The sequence below is a fragment of the Cupriavidus pinatubonensis genome (assembly GCF_019602855.1).
GTDB classification, from domain to species: Bacteria; Pseudomonadota; Gammaproteobacteria; order Burkholderiales; family Burkholderiaceae; genus Cupriavidus; species Cupriavidus pinatubonensis.
The window spans coordinates 871,815-887,637 of sequence record NZ_CP080767.1; the positions used below are offsets into that span (position 1 = coordinate 871,815).

General features: G+C 64.1%; 15 protein-coding genes. 4 read left to right on the forward strand and 11 right to left on the reverse strand.

The features are described 5' to 3' along the window. Window positions 1–57: 57 nt before the first annotated feature. Complete coding sequence (locus K2O51_RS16500; RefSeq protein WP_308813428.1) at window positions 58–384, reverse strand: ElaB/YgaM/YqjD family protein; 327 nt, start codon at window positions 382–384, stop codon at window positions 58–60. Between the two features lie 232 nt (window positions 385–616). Between K2O51_RS16500 and K2O51_RS16505 the strand changes: the two genes are divergently transcribed. Further along, complete coding sequence (locus tag K2O51_RS16505) at window positions 617–1,255, forward strand: peroxiredoxin (protein ID WP_140952552.1); 639 nt, start codon at window positions 617–619, stop codon at window positions 1,253–1,255. Between the two features lie 153 nt (window positions 1,256–1,408). Here K2O51_RS16505 and K2O51_RS16510 read toward each other — a convergent pair whose 3' ends face one another. After that, a complete protein-coding gene (locus K2O51_RS16510) occupies window positions 1,409–2,602 on the reverse strand; it encodes an acyl-CoA dehydrogenase (protein WP_011296989.1) in 1,194 nt (397 codons plus the stop codon). Between the two features lie 217 nt (window positions 2,603–2,819). Between K2O51_RS16510 and K2O51_RS16515 the strand changes: the two genes are divergently transcribed. Continuing rightward, window positions 2,820–3,623 (forward strand): IclR family transcriptional regulator, encoded by an 804-nt coding sequence (locus tag K2O51_RS16515; protein WP_011296990.1) that lies wholly within the window; start codon window positions 2,820–2,822, stop codon window positions 3,621–3,623. A 27-nt stretch (window positions 3,624–3,650) separates the two neighbouring features. Here the strand turns inward: K2O51_RS16515 and kynA are convergent, their stop codons facing one another. The 3 genes from kynA to kynB are packed head-to-tail and all read right to left on the reverse strand — an operon-like array spanning window position 3,651 to window position 6,496. Further along, window positions 3,651–4,535, reverse strand: coding sequence for a tryptophan 2,3-dioxygenase (gene kynA / locus K2O51_RS16520; RefSeq protein WP_011296991.1), 885 nt, complete (start codon window positions 4,533–4,535; stop codon window positions 3,651–3,653). Between the two features lie 12 nt (window positions 4,536–4,547). Next, window positions 4,548–5,804: a kynureninase gene (gene kynU / locus K2O51_RS16525; protein WP_011296992.1), complete on the reverse strand. Its 1,257-nt coding sequence runs from the start codon at window positions 5,802–5,804 to the stop codon at window positions 4,548–4,550. A gap of 32 nt (window positions 5,805–5,836) precedes the next feature. Further along, window positions 5,837–6,496 (reverse strand): arylformamidase, encoded by a 660-nt coding sequence (gene kynB, locus K2O51_RS16530; protein ID WP_220631400.1) that lies wholly within the window; start codon window positions 6,494–6,496, stop codon window positions 5,837–5,839. 155 nt (window positions 6,497–6,651) lie between these two features. Between kynB and K2O51_RS16535 the strand changes: the two genes are divergently transcribed. Then, window positions 6,652–7,140 (forward strand): Lrp/AsnC family transcriptional regulator, encoded by a 489-nt coding sequence (locus K2O51_RS16535; protein ID WP_011296994.1) that lies wholly within the window; start codon window positions 6,652–6,654, stop codon window positions 7,138–7,140. 26 nt (window positions 7,141–7,166) lie between these two features. Here K2O51_RS16535 and K2O51_RS16540 read toward each other — a convergent pair whose 3' ends face one another. Then, window positions 7,167–7,727 carry a flavin reductase family protein gene (locus K2O51_RS16540; protein WP_011296995.1) on the reverse strand — a complete coding sequence of 187 codons (561 nt, stop codon included), beginning with the start codon at window positions 7,725–7,727 and terminating at the stop codon, window positions 7,167–7,169. Window positions 7,728–8,036: 309 nt separating this feature from the next. Here K2O51_RS16540 and msrA point away from each other — a divergent pair, with 309 nt between their 5' ends. Further along, window positions 8,037–8,579, forward strand: coding sequence for a peptide-methionine (S)-S-oxide reductase MsrA (gene msrA / locus K2O51_RS16545; protein ID WP_011296996.1), 543 nt, complete (start codon window positions 8,037–8,039; stop codon window positions 8,577–8,579). An 18-nt stretch (window positions 8,580–8,597) separates the two neighbouring features. Here the strand turns inward: msrA and K2O51_RS16550 are convergent, their stop codons facing one another. The 5 genes from K2O51_RS16550 to K2O51_RS16570 all read right to left on the reverse strand — a co-directional run bounded on the left by K2O51_RS16550 (window position 8,598) and on the right by K2O51_RS16570 (window position 15,658). Beyond that, the gene (locus K2O51_RS16550; protein ID WP_041679509.1) at window positions 8,598–9,656 is read right to left on the reverse strand and encodes a DUF72 domain-containing protein; all 1,059 of its coding nucleotides are present in this window, start codon (window positions 9,654–9,656) and stop codon (window positions 8,598–8,600) included. Between the two features lie 5 nt (window positions 9,657–9,661). Continuing rightward, complete coding sequence (locus tag K2O51_RS16555) at window positions 9,662–10,897, reverse strand: SAM-dependent methyltransferase (RefSeq protein ID WP_140952545.1); 1,236 nt, start codon at window positions 10,895–10,897, stop codon at window positions 9,662–9,664. A gap of 205 nt (window positions 10,898–11,102) precedes the next feature. Beyond that, window positions 11,103–11,741, reverse strand: coding sequence for a pyridoxamine 5'-phosphate oxidase (pdxH, locus tag K2O51_RS16560; RefSeq protein WP_011296999.1), 639 nt, complete (start codon window positions 11,739–11,741; stop codon window positions 11,103–11,105). An 84-nt stretch (window positions 11,742–11,825) separates the two neighbouring features. Further along, a complete protein-coding gene (locus K2O51_RS16565; RefSeq protein WP_220631401.1) occupies window positions 11,826–13,031 on the reverse strand; it encodes an MFS transporter in 1,206 nt (401 codons plus the stop codon). Between the two features lie 251 nt (window positions 13,032–13,282). Next, a complete protein-coding gene (locus tag K2O51_RS16570; protein WP_220631402.1) occupies window positions 13,283–15,658 on the reverse strand; it encodes an AsmA family protein in 2,376 nt (791 codons plus the stop codon). Window positions 15,659–15,823: the final 165 nt, after the last annotated feature.

A 15,823-nucleotide genomic window follows, 5' to 3' on the forward strand; every position in this document is an offset into this window, starting at 1 on the left:
GATGACGGACCATGCCTGTGTTGCCGCGACGCCCAAGGCGCCGCGGGCGGGCCAGCCTTACTTGCGGTTCAGCAGCAGACCGACCAGCAGACCTACACCGGCAGCCACGCCGACGGCACGCCACGGATGGTCGTGCACATAGTCATCAGTTGCGCGCGCGGCGGCCTTGCTCTTGGTGACCACAGCGTCTTGCAGGTCCTGGGCCTTTTCCTTGGCTTGCTTCAGCAGGCCCATGCCACGCTCGCGCAGTTCGGCAGCCTTTTCGCCGGTGGTCGACGCTGCTTGTTTCAGCAGTTCTTCAGCGTCGGACAGAACGGTCTTGACATCGCTCATCAGTTTCTCCTGTTTGCGGGCGGTTGGTTCGGTTTGTGCGTTTTCTGACATTTTGCCTTGCCCCGGTGAGTAACGGCACGTCTTGTTTGTTACTTAGCATATGTGGCGAGTACCCGTGGTTTCAAGACCACGACGCTAACAGGGGCAAAGTCGTCCCATTTCCGGCGCACGCCGGAGGCGCCGTTCTATATGACTGGGAGTGATTTTGTAGTGACTTTATATTCGTTTGGGTTCGATCGCAATCCGGATACTCTGGTTCCACGCATTTTTCCGGAGACCGGGCATGGCATTGCGACTGGGCGACCTCGCCCCCGATTTCGAGCAGGATTCCAGCGAGGGCCGCATCCGCTTCCACGACTGGCTGGGCGACAGCTGGGGCGTGTTGTTTTCGCATCCGGCGGACTACACGCCGGTGTGCACGACCGAGCTGGGCCTGACTGCCAGGCTCCAGGATGAGTTCGTGCGCCGTGGCGTGAAGGCGATAGCGCTGTCGGTGGACGGTGTCGAATCCCATAAAGGATGGATTCAGGACATCAACGAGACGCAATCCACCACGGTCAATTTCCCGATTCTGGCCGATGGCGACCGGAAGGTCTCGCAGCTGTACGACATGATTCACCCGAACGCGAACGAAACCCTGACGGTGCGTTCGCTGTTTATCATCGACCCGAAGAAGAGGGTGCGCCTGATCATCACGTATCCGGCCAGCACGGGGCGCAATTTCCACGAGATCCTGCGCGTCATCGATTCGCTGCAGCTCACCGACAACCATAGCGTAGCCACGCCGGGCAACTGGCAGGACGGCGACGACGTGGTGATCATCCCTTCGCTGAAGGACGAAGCGGTGATCCGCGAGAAATTCCCGAAGGGCTACAAGGCCGTGCGGCCCTATCTGCGGCTCACGCCGCAACCGAACAAATAGGCACCGGGGCGCAACGCCCCGTGCCATTTGCCGATGTTGTCTACGGCGGGGCAGCCCGTCGTCTCCTTGGTAGTGTGCTTCGCCCGGCTTTCCAGCCGGGCTTTTTTTATTTCTGCGCAGAGACGAAACGAGTGCCAGATATCCGATTCCGGATCAGAAGAAGGCCTGGAGGCCGGTCTGGGCGCGGCCCAGGATCAGCGCGTGGATGTCGTGCGTGCCTTCGTAGGTGTTGACCACTTCCAGGTTCACCACGTGGCGGATCACGCCGAATTCGTCCGAGATGCCGTTGCCGCCGAGCATGTCACGCGCCACGCGGGCGATGTCGAGCGACTTGCCGCACGAATTGCGCTTCATGATCGAGGTGATTTCCACGGCGGCCGTGCCTTCGTCTTTCATGCGGCCAAGGCGCAGGCAGCCTTGCAGGCCCAGCGTGATCTCGGTCTGCATGTCGGCCAGCTTCTTCTGCACCAGTTGAGTCTGGGCCAGCGGGCGGCCAAATTGCTTGCGGTCCAGCGTGTACTGGCGGGCGGTGTGCCAGCAGAATTCGGCGGCACCGAGCGCGCCCCAGGCAATACCGTAGCGGGCGGAGTTCAGGCAGGTGAACGGACCCTTCAGGCCCTTCACGCCCGGCATGATGTTCTCTTCCGGCACGAAGACCTGGTCGAGCACGATTTCGCCGGTGATCGACGTACGCAGGCCGACCTTGCCGTGGATGGCCGGGGCGCTCAGGCCCTTCCAGCCCTTTTCCAGGATAAAGCCACGGATATCTTCCTTGCCGTCTTCACCCGCCAGCTTGGCCCATACCACAAACACGTCGGCGATCGGCGAGTTGGTGATCCACATCTTGGCGCCGGTCAGCTCGTAGCCGCCATTGACCTTCTTGGCGCGCGTGACCATCGAGCCCGGGTCGGAGCCGTGGTTCGGCTCGGTCAGGCCGAAGCAGCCGATCCACTCGCCGGTGGCCAGCTTGGGCAGGTACTTCTGCTTCTGCGCTTCGGTGCCGAATTCATAGATCGGCACCATGACCAGCGACGACTGCACGCTCATCATCGAGCGGTAGCCCGAATCTACACGCTCGACCTCGCGTGCGATCAGGCCATAGCTCACGTAGTTCAGGCCCGGGCCGCCATACTGCTCGGGGATGGTCGGACCCAGCAGGCCCAGTTCGCCCATCTCGCGGAAGATTTCCACGTCGGTTTTTTCATTGCGGAACGACTGGAGCACGCGCGGCATCAGCTTGTCCTGACAGTACGCCGCGGAGGCGTCACGCACGGCGCGCTCGTCGGCGGTCAGTTGCTGGTCCAGCAGCAGGGGATCGGCCCAGTGGAATTCGGCGTTGGCAGCCATGCAGGTCTCCTTCGGTAGAGCGGGGAACCGCTGCCAGGCGCTTTGGGATGCACCCGCCTCAGCGGCAATCGATGGAATCGGTGGAATTTTTAAGTTCCGCATTGCGGAACTGTGTTCCGTTGGATTAGTATATCGCAATGCGTTCGCCATGCAAGCGGGATGACCACGGTGTGTTCGATTGTCGCGCGTGGCGCCCGACCGCCCACAGGAGCCAGCCTTGAGCAGCCTTTCTCCAGACGCCACTTCCGCCGCCTCAGTGCGCGAAAGCGATCCCAATTTCGTCACGGCACTGGCCCGCGGCCTGGAGTTGCTACGTTGTTTCCGCACCGGCGAGGCTATGCTCGGCAACCAGGATTTCGTGCGCCGTACAGGCTTCCCCAAGGCTACCGTCAGCCGTCTGGCCGGGACGCTCGTGCAGCTTGGCTATCTGCGCTATGACGATAGCCTCGGAAAATACGCGCTCGATGCGGGCGTGCTGGCGCTAGGCTACGCCTATCTATCCGCTTCTGACGTGGTGGCGCTGGCCCGGCCGCATATGCTCGCGTTCGCGCAGTCCTACGGCGTGTCGGTGTCGCTCGGCAAGCGCGAGCGCATGGAAGTGACCTACCTGGAATCGATCCGTAACGACGCGGGTGTGATGCTGGGGCTGGGCGTGGGATCGCGGCTGTCGCTGGTGTCGAGCTCGATGGGGCGCGCCTATCTGGCGGCGCTGCCGGCGGCGCGGCGGGAACGCGTGCTGGCCGAGTTCAGCCAGGCTTTTCCGGAGCAATGGAAGCAGCAGGAAGCGCCAACGCGTGCGGCGCTTGAAGAGGCGGAACGGCGCGGCTATGCCTCGTCGTTCCGGGACTGGCACCCGGCTATCCATGCCTGTGCGGTGGCATTCCGGCCGGTAGGGGAGAAGGAGCCGCACATGCTCAGCTGCAGCGCCTCGTACGGGACCGTCGAAGAGTCCGTGTTCCACGAAACCCTTGCACCGGCCCTGAAGGCGCTGGCCGCACGCCTGTCGGATCCGGCCGGCTGACGCCGGCCTTGCTGGCTCGCTGCCGCCTTACAGGTCCGTACGCAGTTTCCACAGTTCCGGGAACAGCACCACGTCGAGCATCTTGCGCAGATAGCTGACGCCTTCGGTGCCGCCGGTACCGCGCTTGAAGCCGATCACGCGCTCGACCGTGGTCACATGGCGGAAGCGCCATTGGCGGAACGAGTCTTCGAGGTCGACAAACTTCTCGCCGAGTTCGTACAGCTCCCAGTGCGCGTTCGGATTCCGGTAGACCTCAAGCCACGCCGCTTCGACCGAGGCGTTGTAGGTCGTCGGCTGGCTCCAGTCGCGCTCGACACAATTGGCGTCGATGGCAAAGCCGCGGCGCGCCATCAGGCGGATTGCCTCGTCATAGAGCGACGGCGTTTTCAGGGCCGTCTCCACCAGTTCCAGATGTTCCGGCCGGTGTGAATGCGGGCGCAGCATGGCCGCGTTCTTGTTGCCGAGGATGAACTCGATCTCGCGGTACTGATACGACTGGAAGCCGGACGACATGCCCAGGTAGGGTCGCATCGCCGAATATTCCGGCGGCGTCATGGTTGCCAGCACGTTCCACGCCTGGACAAGCTGGTCCATGATGCGCGATACGCGCGTCAGCATCTTGAAGGCCGGCGGCAGGACGTCTTCGCGCACCGATGCACGCGCCGCGCGCAGTTCGTGCAGCATCAGCTTCATCCACAGCTCGGTGGTCTGGTGCTGCACGATGAAGAGCATCTCGTTGTGGTCGGGCGACAGCGGATGCTGCGCGCTCAGAATTTGGTCCAGGCCCAGGTAGTCGCCATAGCTCATGTCCTTGGCGAAGTCCATCTGCGCGCCGTGCCAGCCGTCGCCCTGCTTGCCTTGTCCGCCTTGCCGTACCGCGCCCGACATCGGGCATCCCTTGAATTCGCTCATGGTGCGCTCCGCTCAGGTCACTGCGCCGCGCGTATGGAAGCGCTCGGCCCGGTGGGTTTCGGTATCCAGCACGTCGCGCAGCGTTTCCACGGCGTCCCACACTTCGGTGAAGCTCGTGTACAGCGGCGTGAAGCCGAAACGGATGATGCGCGGCTCGCGGTAATCGCCGATCACGCCGCGCTCGATCAGTGCCTGCATCACGGCATAGCCTTGCGGATGTTCGAAGCTGACCTGGCTGCCGCGGCGTGCGTGCTCGCGCGGCGTGACCAGCGTGAGCGGGTGGTGGCCGCAACGCGATTCCACGAGCGCGATGAACAGGTCGGTAAGTTGAAGCGACTTGGCGCGCAGCGCCGCCATGTCGGTTTGTGCGTAGATGTCGAGTCCGCATTCGACCATCGCCATCGACGTGATCGGCTGCGTGCCGCACAGGAAACGGCGCACACCTTCGACAGGGCGGTATTGCGGATCCATCGCGAACGGCGCGGCGTGGCCCCACCAGCCCGACAGCGGCTGCCAGAAGGCATCGCGCAGCGCCGGCGCGACCCACACGAAGGCCGGCGAACCCGGGCCGCCGTTGAGGTACTTGTAGGTGCAGCCGATCGCGTAGTCAGCCTTCGACGCGTTCAGTGCCACGGGCACGGCGCCTGCCGAATGGCAGAGGTCCCACACGGTCAACGCGCCGCGCGCATGGGCGAGTTCGGTCAGCGCGGCCATGTCGAGCATCTCGCCGCTCTTGTAGTTCACGTGCGTGAGCATCAGCACGGCGGTGTCGGCGCCGACGGCGGCATCGATCTCGGCCGGCGAGTTCACCAGGCGCAGCGAATAGCCTTGCTGCAGCAGATCCGCCAGACCTTGCGCGATATACAGGTCGGTCGGGAAATTGCTTGCTTCAGACACGATCACCTTGCGCGACGGATCTCGCGTGGCCTGCACGCGCAGCGCGGCGGCCAGCACCTTGAACAGGTTGATCGACGTGGTATCGGTGACCACCACCTCGTTCTCGCCGGCGCCGATCAGCGGAGCCAGCATGTTTCCGAGGCGCTGCGGCAGGTCGAACCAGCCCGCGGTGTTCCAGCTGCGGATCAGGCCAGTGCCCCATTCCTCGCTGACGACTTCGGCGGCACGTGCCGCAGCAGCGCGCGGGCGGGCGCCCAGCGAATTGCCATCGAGGTAGATCACGCCGTCAGGTAGCGCGAACTGGTCGCGCAATGCGCGCAGGGGGTCTTGCTGGTCGAGCAACAGGCATTGCTCGCGGGTCAGTGCGGTCATGTCGGAAAGAGGCAAAGGATTACGGGGGGTGTTCAGTCAAGGCTGCGCAGCACGGCACGCACCGGGCTTGCGTCGAGCCCGGTAAAGCGCAGCGGCAGCGCAATGAGTTCGTAGTCGCCTTCGGCGACGGTATCGAGCACCAGGCCTTCGAGAATGGCCAGCCCGTGGCGGCGCACGGCCTTGTGCGCGTCCATGGTCTTGGACTCCTGCGGGTCCAGCGACGGCGTGTCGATGCCGATCAGCTGCACGCCGTGCGCGGCAAGCAGTGCAATGGTTTCGGGGGCGACGGCGCAGAAACCGGTGTCCCATTGATCGAGCGGCGCGCGTTTGTACGTGCGCAGCAGCACGCGCGTCGGCAGGTCGTTCAGCGCATGTTCCACGTGATGTGGTGCGACGACGGGCGTGGCACCCACACAATGGATCACGCGGCAACGGCCAAGGTAAGGTTCCAGGCCCACTTCGCCGATCGGCGCCCCATCAGCGGCATAGTGCAGCGGCGCGTCGGCATGGGCGCCGGTATGCGGCGACAGCGTGATGCGGCCGACATTGACCGGGCAGTGCTCATCCATCTGCCAAGCGGTTTCCTGTTGGAACGGCGTGTCGCCGGGCCACACGGGCGTGGCGGGGGAAAGCGGAGGGCTGATGTCCCACAGCTTGCGGCTGTCGGCGGGCGTTGCGGGGCGGTTGGTCATGTCTGCACGGCTGCCGCAGGGGCGGCGCCGATGTCGTCCTCGATGACGGCATGATAGTCAAAAAAACCGGCAAGAGGCTTGCGAAATCCACTGCTTAACGGCGGATATTTCGCATAAAATTCGAAAATCTACTAGATTTAAGCGTAAATATTCGAATGACTCTTGATCCTATTGATTTGCGCATCCTGGAGTGCCTCCAGGAGCACGGCCGCATCAGCAATCAGGACCTGGCCGATCGCGTGGCGCTGTCGCCGTCGGCGTGCCTGCGGCGCGTGCGGCTGCTGGAGGAATCAGGCGTCATCGGCGGCTACCGCGCGTGGTTCGACGCCGAGCGGCTGGGGCTGGAACTGGAAGCGATCGTGCAGGTGTCGATGCGGCACGACGTGGAGGGCTGGCACGACACGTTTATCGCGGCCGTGCAGGCGTGGCCGGAGGTGCTGTCGGCTTACATCATCACTGGCGACAGCAACTACATCCTGCGCGTGCAGGCGCGCAATCTGAAGCACTACTCGGATTTCATCGTGAACCGGCTGTACCGTACACCGGGCGTGATGGATATCCGCTCCAACATCGTGCTGCAGCGGATCAAGACGGATAGTTCGCCGCTGGCCGTGCTGAAGGCGGCCGATCCGGCAGGAACCTGAAGATGGGGCGGGGAGGCGGGCGGCGGTCAGCCTTCCAGCGGCGTCGTGGTCGAGAAGATGCCGTTTTGGAAAATCAGCGGCGGCTCGTGGCTTTCGAGCACACCGCAGCGTTCGACTTCGCCGACGAAAATCACATGGTCGCCTTCGTCATAGCGGCTGCGGTTGTGGCACTCGAACCAGGCCAGGGCATTTTTCAGGACCGGCAAGCCGTTCTCGGACAGCCGGTAGTCCACGCCGGCGAAACGGTCGCCCTTGAGCGTCGCAAAGCGCTTGCATAAGTCCAGTTGCGACGCCGACAGCACGTTGACGATGTAATGCGAACCGTCGCGAAACATTGGCAGGCTGTTGGCGCGCATCGCCATGCTCCATAGCACCAGGGGTGGGTCCAGCGATACGGAGTTGAAAGAACTGGCGGTCATGCCGATGAACGGCGGCGCCCCGGCCGCGACGGCCGCTGCGCTGGTGCGCGTGGTGATGATCGTCACGCCAGTCGCGAATTGCGACAGCGTGCGGCGAAAATGCAGTGCATCGAAATCCGGAGATGCGGCCTGGCCGAGGTCCCGCGGCGGGATTTCAGGCATGCCCATCGCAAGGGCTCCACTGGCGGTCATGATGATTCATAGTTGGGGGTCGCGGCGACAGGGACAAGATCTGGCGATGCGCGCAGCGGCGTCAGTCTGGCAGCTAACACTTCTGCGCAACGGTGTCGCGCCATGCAACGATGTGCCCTAACCGCAACGGATTCTTGAGAATTGTATCGGGTTTGGAAGGCCCCTGCGCCGGAGAGGCCGCAATGCTGACCGCGCTTGGGGATAACCCGCCGGCAGATTGCCTTATCTGCGCTTATGCTTAGGAACGGTACATCGACACAACGCGTGAACCCCGGGAGCGGCGACATGGAACATGGACTCGATACGGCGACCCTCGGCGGAGGATGTTTCTGGTGCCTGGAGGCGGTGTACCAGCAGGTCAATGGCGTGCGTGCCGTGGAATCGGGCTACACCGGCGGGCATGTGAGCCATCCCAGCTACCAGCAGGTTTCCGAAGGCGATACGGGCCATGCCGAAGTCATCCGCGTGACGTTCGATCCGGCGGTCATCAACTATCGCGAGATCATCGAGATTTTCTTTGCGATCCATGATCCGACCACGCTGAACCGGCAGGGGAACGACGTTGGCCCGCAATATCGCTCGATCATCTTCACGCACTCCGAAGCGCAGCGCGCCGTGGCGGAGTACGTCATGCGCGAACTGGTCGCCAACAAGGTCTTCGACGCACCCATCGTCACGCAGATCGAGCCGGAGCAGCCGTACTGGCGTGCCGAGGCGAGCCACCAGAACTACTTCCAGGAGCATCCGAGCCAGGGATACTGCGCGTTCGTCATCTCGCCCAAGGTCGCCAAGTTCCGCGAGAGGTTTGCCAGCAAGCTGCGCCGGTAGCGGCGCGGCACCGTGCCATTACAGGCGCGCGGCGATGGCCTCGGCCAGCCGTATGCACGTGAGCGGCGCGGAGCCTTCGGCCTTGTTGCTGATGATGACAGTCGCGCTCTGCCCCGCGTTCAACGTGCGTACGACAAGATCGGCGATGGCATCGCGCGTTTCGGGGTCTTCGTCGACGAGGCGGTTGAACGGCGCATAGATCGATTCGGCCACCTCGTAGGGCCGTCCGGCGTGCAGCATCCAGCGCAATACGAGCGGGCCCGGCGCTTCGGCGTCCATCAGGGCCTGGGCTGAAGCCTGCCGATGCACCGGCGGCAGCCGGTCACGCGCCGACAGGCAGAAGCGCACGCCGTAACGGCGCAGCAGCTTGATATAGCGCGGTGTCAGCAGTACCGGGTCGCGCATTTCCACGGCATAACAGGCATGCGGCGTGATGGACGGATCGAGCGGCGGCAGCGCGGACAGGAATCCGTCAAGCCGATCGAGAAAAGCCGCGGCATCGTTCGCCAGGCTGCCCAGCGGGGAAAGTTGGAACAGCAGCGGTCCGCATTTGGCACCGAGTCCGCTGGTGGCCGGCGTGATGAAATCGCGGATCGCGATCTCCGCATCGAGAAAGGCCGCATTGGCCAGCCGCCCGACGCCGTCCGAGCCGCGCAGCCACGCATCGCAGACGCTGGCCGGCGCCTTCACCAGAAAGCGGAACTGTTCCGGCACCTGCGCTGCATAAGACAGGTAGTCCGCGAGCGGAATCGGGCCGTAGAAGCCGCGGTCGATGCCGGCGGCACGCAGTAACGGATGTCGCGAATACGCGGCGAGGCCCTTGCGCGAAAGCAGGTTGTCGCTGTACTCGCCGTCATAGACCAGGCCATTCCAGCCGTTGTACGACCACGACGACGTGCCGAGATAGAGATTTGGCGGCAGCCGCCTGGCGAGCGCGTCAATGGCGGGATCCGGGCGGGCCGGCAGGACGGATTTGCCGCGGGAAGCTTTGTCTGGGCTCGGCGCGCCACCGCCGGCGACGCACGCTTGTGGCGGCGAGGCTGGCGGAAGCAGCTCGCCGAACAGGTCTTCAGTCAATCCAGTCAATCGTTCTGGCCAATCGGGTGGTCGTAGATATAGCGGCGCGACCAGGGTATCGCGGACGACGACCTGCCCGCCTTGTGGCACACGACCTGGTAGATCGACATCTGGTCCGTATCGAAGGCGTGTGCGCACCCGGCAAGATAGACGCGCCAGATACGGTACTTCTTCTCGCCAACCATGTCGCGGATCGCGCTGGCGTGCGCCTCGAAGTTCTCCGCCCAGTGCCGCAGCGTCTGCGCATAATGGCGGCGCAGCAGCTCCACGTCAAACGCTTCCAATCCGCCTTCCTGCATGGTCTTCAACACCAGGCCGATGTGCGGCAGCTCGCCCTGCGGAAAAACGTAGCGATCCATGAACTGGGAACCGTCCATCGGCGCATCGCTGGGGTCCGGCACCGTGATGCCATGGTTCATGGCGACGCCATTGTCGGCCAGCAATTCACGCATGCGGCCGAAATAGCCGGCCAGGTTCTTCTTGCCCACGTGCTCGAACATGCCGACGCTGGTGATGCGGTCGAAGGTGCCTGCGATGTCGCGGTAATCCTGCAGGCGGATTTCGATGCGGTCCGACAGGCCGGCGGCGCGGACGCGCTCGGTGGCCAGGTCGAACTGGTTCTGCGACAGCGTGATGCCAACGCAGCGAGCGCCGAACTTCTGCGCGGCGCGCATCACCAGAGCGCCCCAGCCGCAACCGATGTCGAGCAGCGTCTGGTCCGGCTGCAGCCGGATCTTGGTCAGGATGTGATCGATCTTCTTGCGCTGCGCGGTGGCCAGGTCTTCATCGCCGTTTTCGAAGTAGGCGCAGGAATAGACCATCTTCGGGTCCAGCCACTGGGTGTAGAACGCATTGGACACGTCATAGTGGTACTGGATCGCGTTCTTGTCTTCCTGCTTGGTATGCGTGAAATGATGGGCAACCCGGGCCAGCGCACCGCCCGCGCGCCGCTTGGCCGCCGCCGAAAAACGGTAACCCACGTCGATGATGTCCGTGAGCTTGCCGTCGAGGTCGATCTTTTCCTGGACATAGGCTTCGCCGAGATTGTCCAGGCTTGGGGTAAGAAGCAGCGGCAGCGCGCCGGCTTCGCGTACGGTCAGGGTCACGTTCGGCTTGTCGAAACTGCCCAGCGGGTACTCGCTGCCGTTCCACAGGCGTAGCTTGACGGGCAGGTTGGCATGCTCGCGCAGGTCGGCGATCCAGCTGTCCAGTTGCTTGTCGAGGGCTTGCTTGAAGAACATGCGCGTTACCTCCTGTCGTTGCGGCACACGTGACGAACGAAGGCGCCAGGCGGAGACAGCAGGGCAGTGACAGCCGGGCGCAGCCCGGTCGCGATGGGACGCATTCAGCGACCCGCGGGGATTTTCGCCCGCGGTGTCTCGTCACGTCCTCAAAGCGACGCTTATCCCACTTTAGGACAATTCCCCGGCTTGTGCTGCGCAGCGATCAAGGCGACAGCCGCACGATCTTCCAGCTACCGTCGGCTTCGACGCGGTACGCAATGCGGTCATGCAGCCGCGATGGCCGCCCTTGCCAGAATTCGAGCGCGGTCGGCACGAGCCGATAGCCGCCCCAGTGCGCAGGCCGTGGCGGGTTCTCGCCGAACTTCGCACGGTATTCGGATTCGCGCTGCTCGAGCACATCGCGGCCCGGCACTTCCCTGCTCTGCTCCGAAGCCCAGGCGCCCAGGCGTGAGCCGAGCGGGCGCGACGCGTAGTAAGCATCGCTCTCGTCGTCGGCAACTTTTTCAACGCGGCCTTCCACACGCACCTGGCGCTCGAGTTGCACCCAGTGGAACAGCAGCGCGGCGCGCGGGTTGGCGGCCATGTCCAGTCCCTTGCGGCTTTCGTAGTTGGTAAAGAAAGTGAAGCCTTTCTCGTCCATGCCTTTGAGAAGCACGATGCGTGCCGACGGCTGGCCGTCGGCGCCGACGGTAGCCAGCGTCATCGCATTGGGCTCGGGCAGCTTGGCGGTCACGGCCTCGTCGAACCAGCGCTTGAACTGGGCGATGGGGTCGCCTGCCACGTCCGATTCGTTGAGGGAGCCCAGGACATAGGTACGGCGGAGGTCAGCGAGTTGGGTCATGTCGCAATCGATTGGAATCTGCCGGAAATCCGGCTGATTTGAGTATAGCGAATGCGTTGCAAGCCGCTTTTGTGCGCCGGCAAATCAATGCGAGGGTGGAGACAATTCCTTAGCCGCGACGCGAGACTGGCGTCGGGAATAGAGGCCCGCCATACCCATGGCACCCGCCATCGACAGGAAGATAGGCAGCATGCCCAATGCTGTCCCGACCACGCCAAACGTGAGTGGCCACACCACCTGGCTGGTATTGAGCACCGCCGAACGCAGTCCCAGCGCCTCGCCGGCGCGACCGCTGGGCGAGGCGGTGTGCAGGATATTCATGACATTGGGCTGGGCGCTGCCGAGCGCGAGACCCAGAACGAAGGCCAGGCCGCACATCATCCAGAAATGCGTGACGAACGGGTAGATCAGGTAGGCCGACGCGCCCACCATCAGTGCGACTCGGATGATCTTCCACTCCGACAGCCGCCGCGATACCAGCGGCATGGCCACGCGGATCGCGAACGTGGCGATCGCGAATGCGCCCAGCACCCAGCCGATCGACGAGGGCGACAGGCCGATGCGCGAGCCATGAATCGGGATCAGGAACGCATGCAGGTCCCACGCGGCCGACAGCACCGCGCTTGCAACGAAGACCGCACGCAGCTCCGGATACTGGAGCAGGTCCAGCGTGGAGCGCCGGCTGCCGTCTTCAATGGCGATGCGCCCGGCATTGCCGCCTTGTGCCGGCAGGCGCGGACGCACCCATTGCAGCCCGGCCTGGCCGACCAGGGCGACCGCTACCAGTACCAGGAAGGCTGGCCGGAAACCCGCATGTTCGATCACATAGCCCATCACCACCGGGCCAAGCGTGCCGGATACCGACAGCCCGAGCGCGTGCAGCGTGTAGTTGCGCAGCCGGGTGTCATTGGTGGAAACCTGTCCGATCAGCAGTTGCATGGCAACCTGGACCAGCATGAATCCGACGCCGATCAGCGCGCAAGAAAAATACAGTGCGGCAATCTCGTGCCACACGGCGGGCAGCAGCGTGCCGGCCACGACCATGAGGGAACCCGCAGTCATCGGCTTGCGCGGACCGATCTCGTCGATGCGCTTGCCGGCGCGAATCGCGAGCAGCATCGGCAGCAGCGCGTACAGCGACATGAGCAAGCCCAGCGTGAGCGTCGACGCCTTCAGGGAAATGGCAAACAGGGACACCACCACGCGGCTGGCATTGAACGCCACGTGATTGCACACCGTCAGCGCGATCAGCCAGCTGATCGGCGGGACGGCGGCATGGGGCAGCGTCATGGGGGGGCGGACGGCGAATTCGGTTTTTGTTGCCGCAGTACGACGGACAACAAAAAAACAAGGGCGGCCATGGGCCGCACCTTCGGAAGGGCGCCGTCGCCGGCACCCGGAGTGTGCCATTTGTTTGATACATCTTGTAAATGGCCATTTAATTATGCGCCGGGCCTGGGCACAGCACAACGTTCAAAGACGTTGAGCGGTCAATTTATGCACAAGTGTTGTGAATTTGCAGCGGCGGTTTGGCGGGAAGATCAGCCGCCCCGATAAAGCTCGGCATCAGTCGGTGGCCGGTTAGCAGGTGCCGCTGGTGGGCGCGCAGTGCGACCGTCCTCGGCCTGTTGCGCTTGCGGTCCCTGCGCTGGCTGCGGTGCCCTGGCTGGTTGCTGCGCTTGCTGTTGGGCCTGTTGCGCCTGCTTTGCCTGCTGAGCCGGGGCGGGATGCTCCGGGTTGCGCAGTTCGGCGGCCACCGCGCTGGCCGCGCCCGGCGCCTTCGGGTCACGATAGGTCTTGCCGGGCGGCGGTGCAATCGGCTTCTTGTTCAAGTCCGCCAGCAGACGGCCGCACTGGTTTTCCTTCGACGACGACAGGTCGACCAGCGGTACCACGGCCGTGGCCACCGGGGCGACCAGCGCGAGCGCGAGTGCGCCGCCGGCGCGCAGCGCCAGCACGCCGACATCGGGGCTCACACGCGGCTTCTTCAGCGTCCCGCCGACATAGAGCGGCGAGCGCAGCGAGAAGATTCGCACGCCCTTGGAGTCCGGGTGGATCGTCATGGCCAGCTTTTCGCTGTTGAGATCGACGGCGCCCTCGGCGACGATCTCGGCATCCTGCGTGTCCAGCACGAAAGTGCGGGCCCGCGCGATGCCGTTGGTGAACGCGAAGTCGCTGACGCCGCAATTGATCTGCACAGGCTTGTCGCCGAACAGCTTGGAGATGATCACGCTGCCGACATTGAGGCCCGCGGCTTCCAGCAGGAACTTGCTGACGGTGCCGTTTTCGACGAGCAGCTTGGCCTCGCCGTTGGACGATCCCAGCAATGCGCCCACGGAATTGCCGGCCGCGGACAGCTTGGCGCTGCCGTTGATCTCCCCGATGCTGGCCCGCATCGACTGCACCGTCGGGAACAACTGCTTGAGCTTGAGGTGGTGCGCACGCATGTCGATGACGGCGCCCATCGGCTCGCGCTTGCCGTCGAGCCGGATAGTGGATACCAGGTCGCCGCCGGCAACGCCGAAGTTAAGCGGATCGAGTAGCAGCACCGCATCCTGCAGCTTCAGGTGCGTCACCAGGTCGGTGATGGGCAACCGTTCATCGCGGATGATGCGCTTGCCGGTGAAGCGGACATCGGCGTCGATTCTGTCCCAGCGTTCGGTCCGGAACGGCGCCACCGGTAGCGCCTTGTCGGCAGGCTGGCGCACATTGCTGTCCGGCGCAGGTTTGCCCGGCTTCGCGTTGGCGCCAATCAGCGGTGCCAGGTCCACGAAGCGCAGCTCCTTGGAAACCAGCTCACCGGCCAGAAGTGGCCGCGGTACGCGCTGCGTAAAGGTCAATGTGCCGCTCAGGTCGCTGCCGCCGACCTTGCCCGTGAAGCCGCGGTACGCATAGACCGATGCGCCCTTTTTAATCGTGGCCACCAGCCGGCCACGCGTTTCGTACGGCGGCGTGGAAGGCAGCACAATGCCCGTGAGCGCGTACAGCTTGGCCATGCTGTCGCCCTGCAGATGCAGATAAACATCAAGGGCGGCGAGGTGCGCCGGATTAGTGAGCGTGCCTTCGATGACGGCCCGGGTCGCGCCGACGCGTACATCAGCCAGTAGCGGGAAGGGCACGTTCACATTGCGCAGGCTCAGCACGTTGCCGGCCTTGCCGCTGGCGTTGATGCTCGCCTCGTTGTAGCGGCCGTTGGCTTTCCAGCGCAGTCCGTAACGCTGGTTGCCGGCCACGGCATTGGCGGGAGGGCCAGACGCGGACGGCGCGCTCGCGGCAACCGGCGCCGATTCGCTGGCTGGCGCGGAGGCGTCAGGCGTGACCAGCGCGCCATCGCGTGCCTTCTCGTACAGCGCAGCGTCCCCGATCGTATCGACCGACGCTTGCAGCTCGATCTTCTGCGCCTCGTCGGACAAGGCGAGATTGCCGCGCGCGAGCACGACTTCGCCGATGTCGAGATGCCAGCGCGACTTGCCCGTCTTTGGGCCGGTGTCAAATGTCCAGTTGTTGCGATTGTCGGCCAGTCGTTCCAGCCAAACGGCGGGGCTGTCGATCACGATGGTTGGCACCGCGATCTCATGGGTCAGCAGCGGTACCGGGCGCAGCACGAAGATCAATTCGCGCACGGTGGCAATGTTTGGCGACTTGGTCCAGTCAGGATTGCCGATCGTGATGTCCCGCGCCGAAAGACGGGGCCAGGGCACCAGCGTGTGCCAGCCGGTCTCTCCCTCAGCCGTGCGCCAGGTGACGGTGAGATCACCGTTGATCGCGAACGGCCGGCCGATGGCATCCGACACCCGCTCGTTCAGCCAGGGCTTCAGGCGGTTCCAGTCGAAGGTCAGGATCAGGATGACCAGCAGGGCTATCAGCAGGATCGGCGTGAGCACTGTCCAGAGAATGACCTTGCGGCGCACCGGCATGGGGTGTCTCCTGTGAGGCTGCACACCGCTGCGGAGCATGCGGCGGACGGGGCACTAGGTCTATTGTATAGTTGCGCGCTTCGCTTACCTGTCGGGGAATGGCTGACAGAGCCGCGTGCGCCGTCCTATTTTGCATGCGCGTGCCCGCAAGTTTTTCCGCCCGAA

Coding starts and splice junctions, on each gene's coding strand:
- kynU (WP_011296992.1), bottom strand. CDS start 5,804: ATGACCGCACTGACCCGCGAGCAATGCCTGTTGCTCGACCAGCAAGAC.
- K2O51_RS16540 (WP_011296995.1), bottom strand. CDS start 7,727: ATGGGCATGCCTGAAATCCCGCCGCGGGACCTCGGCCAGGCCGCATCT.
- K2O51_RS16505 (WP_140952552.1), top strand. CDS start 617: ATGGCATTGCGACTGGGCGACCTCGCCCCCGATTTCGAGCAGGATTCC.
- K2O51_RS16555 (WP_140952545.1), bottom strand. CDS start 10,897: ATGTTCTTCAAGCAAGCCCTCGACAAGCAACTGGACAGCTGGATCGCC.
- K2O51_RS16535 (WP_011296994.1), top strand. CDS start 6,652: ATGACTCTTGATCCTATTGATTTGCGCATCCTGGAGTGCCTCCAGGAG.
- kynA (WP_011296991.1), bottom strand. CDS start 4,535: ATGAGCGAATTCAAGGGATGCCCGATGTCGGGCGCGGTACGGCAAGGC.
- K2O51_RS16570 (WP_220631402.1), bottom strand. CDS start 15,658: ATGCCGGTGCGCCGCAAGGTCATTCTCTGGACAGTGCTCACGCCGATC.
- pdxH (WP_011296999.1), bottom strand. CDS start 11,741: ATGACCCAACTCGCTGACCTCCGCCGTACCTATGTCCTGGGCTCCCTC.
- K2O51_RS16500 (WP_308813428.1), bottom strand. CDS start 384: ATGTCAGAAAACGCACAAACCGAACCAACCGCCCGCAAACAGGAGAAA.
- K2O51_RS16565 (WP_220631401.1), bottom strand. CDS start 13,031: ATGACGCTGCCCCATGCCGCCGTCCCGCCGATCAGCTGGCTGATCGCG.
- msrA (WP_011296996.1), top strand. CDS start 8,037: ATGGAACATGGACTCGATACGGCGACCCTCGGCGGAGGATGTTTCTGG.
- kynB (WP_220631400.1), bottom strand. CDS start 6,496: ATGACCAACCGCCCCGCAACGCCCGCCGACAGCCGCAAGCTGTGGGAC.
- K2O51_RS16510 (WP_011296989.1), bottom strand. CDS start 2,602: ATGGCTGCCAACGCCGAATTCCACTGGGCCGATCCCCTGCTGCTGGAC.